The organism is Candidatus Obscuribacterales bacterium (genome assembly GCA_036703605.1).
Lineage (GTDB): Bacteria > Cyanobacteriota > Cyanobacteriia > RECH01 > RECH01 > RECH01.
This window is the reverse complement of record DATNRH010001173.1, coordinates 1-6,645: the sequence shown is the minus strand read 5'-3', so window position 1 is coordinate 6,645 and position 6,645 is coordinate 1. Positions and strand designations below refer to the sequence as shown.

Here is a 6,645-nt window from a genome sequence, read left to right as displayed (position 1 = left end):
ACGTTTTAGAAATGTCAAAAATTGAGGCAGGGCAAGTTGAGCTCCATGACATCAGTTTTGATCTGCATCGCACCCTCCGCTCCACTGAAGAAATGTTTGCCCTAAAGGCCAAGCGTCAAGGCTTAGATCTATCGGTGCAGTGGGAACCCAATGTACCTCAGTTGGTCTATGGCGATCAAGGTAAACTGCGGCAGATTTTAATTAACTTGCTAGGGAATGCTGTGAAGTTTACGGAACGGGGACGCGTAGCCGTTCATGTCTCCCATGTTTTAACTGCGCCGTCCCTTAGCGGCATTGTCGGTCATGTGTGGCTACAGTTTTGTGTGACCGATACAGGGTCTGGGATCCATCCCCAGGATCTACGGTCTATTTTTGATGCTTTTCAACAAACTGAGCGGACTCGCCAATTTACGGAAGGTAGTGGTTTAGGGCTGTCGATTAGTCGCCAGTTTGCCCGCATGATGGGAGGAGAACTGTCAGTCCAAAGCGAGGTTGGTCAAGGATCCACCTTTACCTGTGTGGTGCCCCTTGGCTTAGCCCATGCTGTGGATGAACAGCCAGAACCGGTAGTACAATCCGTGGTATCCCTGAAACCGCACCACCATCCTGTGCGTATTTTAGTGGTAGAAGATGTTGCGGAAAGTCGTTTATTGCTAGTGAAGCTACTCCAGGGTGTTGGTTTTCAAGTGTGGGAGGCTGTGGATGGCGAAGAAGCGATCGCCCTCTGGGTTCAGTGCCAGCCTCATTTGGTGCTTATGGACTTACAAATGGCTCGCATGGATGGTTTAGAAGCTACGCGAGCGATTCGCCAAGCTGAAGGAGCCGAGAAGCGGTCGATCATTCTAGTACTCACGGCCAGTGCCTTTCACAACGATCGCAAGGATAGCTTCGAGGCGGGATGTGACGACTTCCTCAGCAAGCCCTTTCAAGCTGATGTGCTGCTGCAGCGCATTGGCAAGCATTTAAACTTAGAGTATATCTACGCAGATGCGATAGATTCTCCAAATGTGGGGACTATTCGTCCTCTAAATTCCGAGGATTTGCGCTGTATGCCCCGAGACTGGCAGGTTAGACTACGAGAAGCAGCAATTATTATCGATGAAGCAACGTTATACGACCTTGTAGCTGAAATTCCCTCTCAATCGTCAGACTTGGCTATGTCTCTGACCTATCTAATTGACAATTTTCAGCTAGAAGCGATCGTTAACCTTACTGGTTTTTTGGAGGGCTAAATGGCTCAATCATCCTTGGCCCTGCCATCGAGCGATATTCTGATTGTGGATGATACGCCAGAAAATTTGCGCCTGCTGTCTAAAATGCTGGAATCGCAAGGGTATCGAGTTCGTCGGAGTATTAGCGGGCGTATGGCACTACATGCATCGCAAATCGAACCGCCAGACTTAGTCTTGCTGGATATCAACATGCCTGAGATGGATGGCTATGAGGTTTGCCGCCAGCTCAAAGCCCATCCTAAGACTCTGGATATCCCGGTTATTTTCATCAGCGCCCTCGATCACACCCAAAACAAGGTGCAGGCCTTTGATCTGGGTGCTGTGGACTACATCACCAAGCCATTTCAAGAACAGGAAGTATTGTCCCGTGTCAAGGCGCAGTTGACGATTCAGCGGCAGCAGCAGCTTTTGCTAGAGCGCAACCGGCAGTTGGAGCGATCGCAACTTGAAACCCAACTCCTGTTATCCACCATTCAAGCGGCTAATCAAGCGGCAGATATTGATATGGCCCTGCGGGCTATCTTGCAAGAAGTCTGTGATGCCATCGGCTGGGACTATGGGGAAGCCTGGATGCAGTGGGACCATGAAGAAGCTCTTACCCTACGCCAGCCCTATCTTCTCTTAGACTCCCATGACATGACACAGTTTCAATACTGTAGTTTACACACCCAGTATCAACAGGGAGAAGGACTGGTGGGACAGGTCTGGCAAACTCAGCAGCCGGCCTGGCAAGGTAGCCTTGACCGCCACGACTTATTGCCTTGTGTGCGCTGTGTGGCGGCCCATCAGGCAAACTTGAAAACTGCGTTTGCGGTGCCGGTGGTGCTCCACGATCGCTCCCTAGCCGTGCTGACATTCTATAGCGTGATCGATCGCGCTTTAGATCAACGTCTGCTGGATGTGGTGAGCGCCGTCGCGCTACAGTTGGGCACCTTAATTCAGCAGAAACAGGCGGAAGAAGCCCTGCGACGAGCAAACTTAGAACTGCAGCGCCTCGTCTCCCTCGATGGATTAACCCAATTGGCTAATCGGCGGCGTTTTGATGAGTACTTGGATCAGGAATGGCGGCGATCGCGTCGGGAACAACAGCCCCTATCGCTGGTTTTGTGCGACGTAGATCACTTCAAGCTCTATAACGACCACTACGGCCATCAAGCGGGAGATGACTGCCTCAAGCAGATTGCCCAGGCGATTACCCAAAGCATTCGCCGACCGGCCGACTTGGCTGCTCGCTATGGTGGCGAAGAGTTTGCCGTGATTCTACCCAATTCTGACTGGGAGGGGGCGGTGTATATTGCCCAAGTCATCCAGCAAGCGATCGCCAACCTGCATATTCGCCACGACTACTCCAATACGGCTCCTATCATTACGATGAGTTTGGGCATTGCTAGCCTGGTGCCCTCAGATGCCCATGGCGCAACAGCGTTGATTACCGCCGCCGACCGAGCCCTGTATGAAGCCAAGGCTAAGGGCCGCAATGCCTATCAGACAGCCAACATGTCCTTGGGTGTTTCGTCTGTGCTGTTCTAGGTGCTACGGCTAGCATCCTATGGGTGAAGGCATCAGAAACCTGTAGATGTTCAAACGTTTGAACGTTCGTGGTGAGGCAGATTAGCAACCGGATAATGCTGGGCTGGGGACGAGGCGGTAGAGCAGTTGTCGCAGCACCAGCGCTGTCCAATCAACATCGGCTTCGGTAGTTAAGCGCCCTAGCGTAAGGCGAATGCCGCTTTTGGCATGGCGATCGCTGTAGCCCATGGCCGTCAGAATGGGGCTGGGGGAAAGCTGGCCGCTATGGCAAGCTGATCCAGCACTGATGCCAATGCCGGCATAATTCATCTGCCGCACTAGGGTTTTCCCCGTCAGCGTATTGCCATCGGTTTGGGGTAGATAGAAGCTGACGTGGTGGGGTAGGCGATGCAGGCGATCGCCCGTGGGAGCGAGGTGTGGCACGTCGGCTAAATAGTCAAACAAGCGATCGCGTAGTTGGATTAATCGTGGTGTTTCGCTGGCCATTTCTTCGCGGGCTAGGTGGGCGGCCACCCCAAAGCCAGCGATCGCTGCTACGGCCTGGGTACCCGATCGCCGCTGCGACTCTTGCCCTCCCCCGCCCAACAGCGGCACAAGATCAACGCCCGGCCGCACATAGAGCGCGCCCACGCCTTGAGGACCGTAGAGTTTGTGGCTGGAAAGAGAGAGGAGATCGACGGGGAGCGATCGCACATCAATGGGCAAGCGGCCGGCTACTTGGACAGCGTCGGTGTGGAACAAGGCCCCATGGCGCTGCACAATCTTGCCGAGCTCTTCAATGGGCTGCAGCGTTCCCACTTCGCTCTGTCCGTAGATCATCGACACTAGCACCGTATCGGATCGCAGAGCAGCCCGTAGATCGAGCCCATTCACCCGTCCTTGGGCATTCACCGGCAGGCGCGTCACTCGCCAACCCCATTGTTCCAACAGTCGCACCGGTTCGCTGATGGCAGAATGCTCCACGCTAGAGATGATCATGTGGCGAGGGGTGGCATAGTGGCGGGCCACGCCCATGATCACCATATTGTTAGACTCCGTGCCGCCGGAGGTAAAGACTATGGTATCGGGCAAGGCATTCAGCAGCTCAGCCACCTGGATCCGAGCCTGTTCTAAGACGGTCGCCGATCGATTGCCCCACTGGTGCAAACTAGACGGATTACCCCATTCTTCCGCAAACACCTGCTGCATACGGGCGATCGCTTCTGGGCGGGTGGGAGTGGTTGCACTGTAGTCTAGGTAAATTTGCATCGTGCTTGGCTAACCGTTCCTGCATCTCCAGCATTTGATATTCTCTCGACCCAATCGCTAAGCGATAGAGGGAGATTCCTTGGTGCGCTTGACCGCTATGAGCATCATAGCAACATTGCTCCCGTTGGTAGCGCTCTACCACCCAGCGTTCAGCTAGGACTGGGCGAAGGAGTTGGATAGCACTGAGAGCAGTTGTTCCTCCCCGCAAAAGTCTTGGCTACGTTCCTAGATTCCTCGGATGCGATCGCTGGATCGTCTAGGTCACGCTAGGGATGCTCTAGGGGCATCGATCTTGGGCAGCCTCCTGGCCTGTTGATCCATGGCGAGTCTCCGCGCCTAGCTCCTCACCAGTCCCTTACCCTCCCTCATCAGCCGTGCATCGCTCATCATCTAAAGCATCATCTAACAGGTCATTATCGAAGTGGATTCGTTTAGGGCTGCTGGCCAGCCTAGCGTTGATTGTGGTCATTGGCTTGGCCCAATGGCAGCTTTCCCCAGCCTTTAGTCCAGAGTCGTCGTCCGATTCCCTACCGCTCCTTGAGCCTTTACCTCAAGATCCTGATATTCAGGCGTATTTCAACTATTCCCAAGCAGCCTCCTACACCGACCCCTATCGCCAGCAACTGCGGTTGGGGGATGATCTAGAACAGGTGTTGGTGGAGGCGATCGCTGCTGCCCAGTCCACAGTGGATGTGGCGATTCAAGAACTGCGTCTGCCGAAGGTAGCCCAAGCTTTGGTAGATCGACAGCGGGCGGGGTTGCGAGTGCGGGTGGTCTTGGAAAATAGCTACAGTCGTCCCTGGAGTGACCTTTCGTCAGCAGAGGTTCAAGCGCTCGATAGTCGCGATCGCGGCAAGTATCAGGAGTTTTTGGCCCTAGCTGATTTGGATAGCGATGGTCGCGTCTCTGAGGCTGAAGCTCTGGAACGGGATGCCCTTGTCATGATCCAAGCGGCGCAAATTCCCTGGATCGACGACACGGCGGATGGATCCAAGGGCAGCAGCTTAATGCACCACAAGTTTGTGGTGGTGGATCGACAAGTTGTGGTGTCAGGATCGGCAAACTTCACCACCAGCGGCACCCACGGTGACTCGTTCAATCCCGACAGTCGGGGTAATGTGAATCATCTGGTGGCGATCGCCAGCCCTGACTTAGCGCGTTTATTTACCGAAGAGTTTGAGCTGATGTGGGGCGATGGGCCAGGCGGACAGCCCGATAGCCGTTTTGGTCTACAAAAACCGCTGCGATCGCCTCAGACAGTGACCGTTGGCAGCAGTCAGGTTACGGTACAGTTTTCCCCCACATCGTCGTCTCAAGATTGGAGTCGTAGTGTAAATGGGTTGATTGGACGTACCTTAAGTACAGCAAGTCGTTCGATCGACATGGCCCTCTTCGTATTTTCCGACCAAACGTTAAGCAACCTACTGGAGTCTCAACATCGTCAAGGGGTGAAGATCCGCGCCTTGATCGATCCAGGCTTTATGTATCGCGACTATAGCGAAGGGCTAGATCTGCTGGGGCTGGCACTTCCTAACCAGCAATGCCGCTATGGAGAGGGAAACCGTCCCTGGGCATCGCCGATTACCACAGTGGGGATACCGCTCTTGGCCGATGGTGATGTGCTGCACCATAAATTTGGCTTGGTTGACGATCGCATCGTGGTGACCGGATCCCAAAACTGGTCTCTCACGGCCAATGAAAGCAACGATGAAAACTTGCTGGTCATCGACAATCCAACGGTGGCAGCCCATTTTCAGCGAGAGTTTGCACGGTTGTATGCCGAAGCAACCCTGGGATCTCCAGACTGGCTACAGCAGCGGGTGCAAGAACAGACTGCTCGCTGTGCTTCTTAATCTAGAGGTCAACAATCCATGGGCAGTCTGTGAAACAATCGGCTGGTAATCTACGACTCTGTCCTTGGAGGATATAGCTGTGGTCAGACTGCTTGAGACCTATCCTAGATGAACGTTCAAACGTTTGAAGGCTTCCAGGGTTTCTGGTGTCTTAACCCATGGGACGATGGGGATAGCTGGTCGATCGCCATTTTTTCTGTCAGGATGATTCTGATAGCGATTAAACTGTTAGGGGCTAATATGCCGGTGGCTCAATCAGACGGATGTCTGAGCATCAGGCTAATTGGTTAACAATCGGCAGCGATCGCCGCTTCCATCCATGGATGGCGCTACCCTGTGGGCATTTGCTAACCCGCTGTTCTCCGTTGTTTTCGTCGTGTAGCTTAATAGACCTGTGCCAAAGCGTATTTCCTCTCTTGTTCCAATGCTGTTGACCCTAGGGCTATGGGGTGCAGTGCCGCCAGCCCATGGCCAAGCCCTAGCACCTCATATTTTGACCTTGGATGCTGACTATCTAGAAAACCAAGGGCTAGGTCTTGCACAAGAAGCTGCCCAATTGGCTCAGTTTCAGCAGTACGAGCTGGCCTTGCCCCGCGCCCAACTCGCCACCCAGCTTGTGCCTGATAATGCTCAGGTGTGGACTCTGTTGGGTAACCTGTACCGACAAGTGGAGGACATCGACAACAGCATTAATGCTTTACAGCAGGCGCGATCCATTGAGCCCGCCAACCCTGGTATTTTGTTTGCCCTAGGATCTGCCTACATCCAGCAAGAGCGATACA

The 6,645-nt window shown here is 53.8% G+C and carries 5 protein-coding genes; 4 read left to right on the top strand and 1 reads right to left on the bottom strand.

The genetic code is table 11. The features are described 5' to 3' along the window. On the top strand, nucleotides 1-1,232 hold a 1,232-nt coding region (locus tag V6D20_24335), incomplete at its 5' end, for an ATP-binding protein (GenBank protein ID HEY9818910.1). Continuing rightward, complete coding sequence (locus V6D20_24330; GenBank protein ID HEY9818909.1) at nucleotides 1,233-2,762, top strand: diguanylate cyclase; 1,530 nt, start codon at nucleotides 1,233-1,235, stop codon at nucleotides 2,760-2,762. An 81-nt stretch (nucleotides 2,763-2,843) separates the two neighbouring features. Here V6D20_24330 and V6D20_24325 read toward each other — a convergent pair whose 3' ends face one another. Next, nucleotides 2,844-4,010, bottom strand: a complete 1,167-nt coding sequence (locus tag V6D20_24325; GenBank protein HEY9818908.1) for a cysteine desulfurase family protein — start codon at nucleotides 4,008-4,010, stop codon at nucleotides 2,844-2,846. Between the two features lie 374 nt (nucleotides 4,011-4,384). On the opposite strand from V6D20_24325, the gene V6D20_24320 reads away from it, so the two are divergent. After that, nucleotides 4,385-5,863 carry a phospholipase D-like domain-containing protein gene (locus V6D20_24320; GenBank protein ID HEY9818907.1) on the top strand — a complete coding sequence of 493 codons (1,479 nt, stop codon included), beginning with the start codon at nucleotides 4,385-4,387 and terminating at the stop codon, nucleotides 5,861-5,863. Nucleotides 5,864-6,257: 394 nt separating this feature from the next. Further along, nucleotides 6,258-6,645: tetratricopeptide repeat protein (locus tag V6D20_24315; GenBank protein HEY9818906.1), on the top strand; the 388-nt coding region annotated here is incomplete at its 3' end.

Bases quoted from the DNA above. Each gene is read 5' to 3' on its own strand.
- V6D20_24330 (HEY9818909.1), top strand. From the start codon at position 1,233: ATGGCTCAATCATCCTTGGCCCTGCCATCGAGCGATATTCTGATTGTG.
- V6D20_24325 (HEY9818908.1), bottom strand. From the start codon at position 4,010: ATGCAAATTTACCTAGACTACAGTGCAACCACTCCCACCCGCCCAGAA.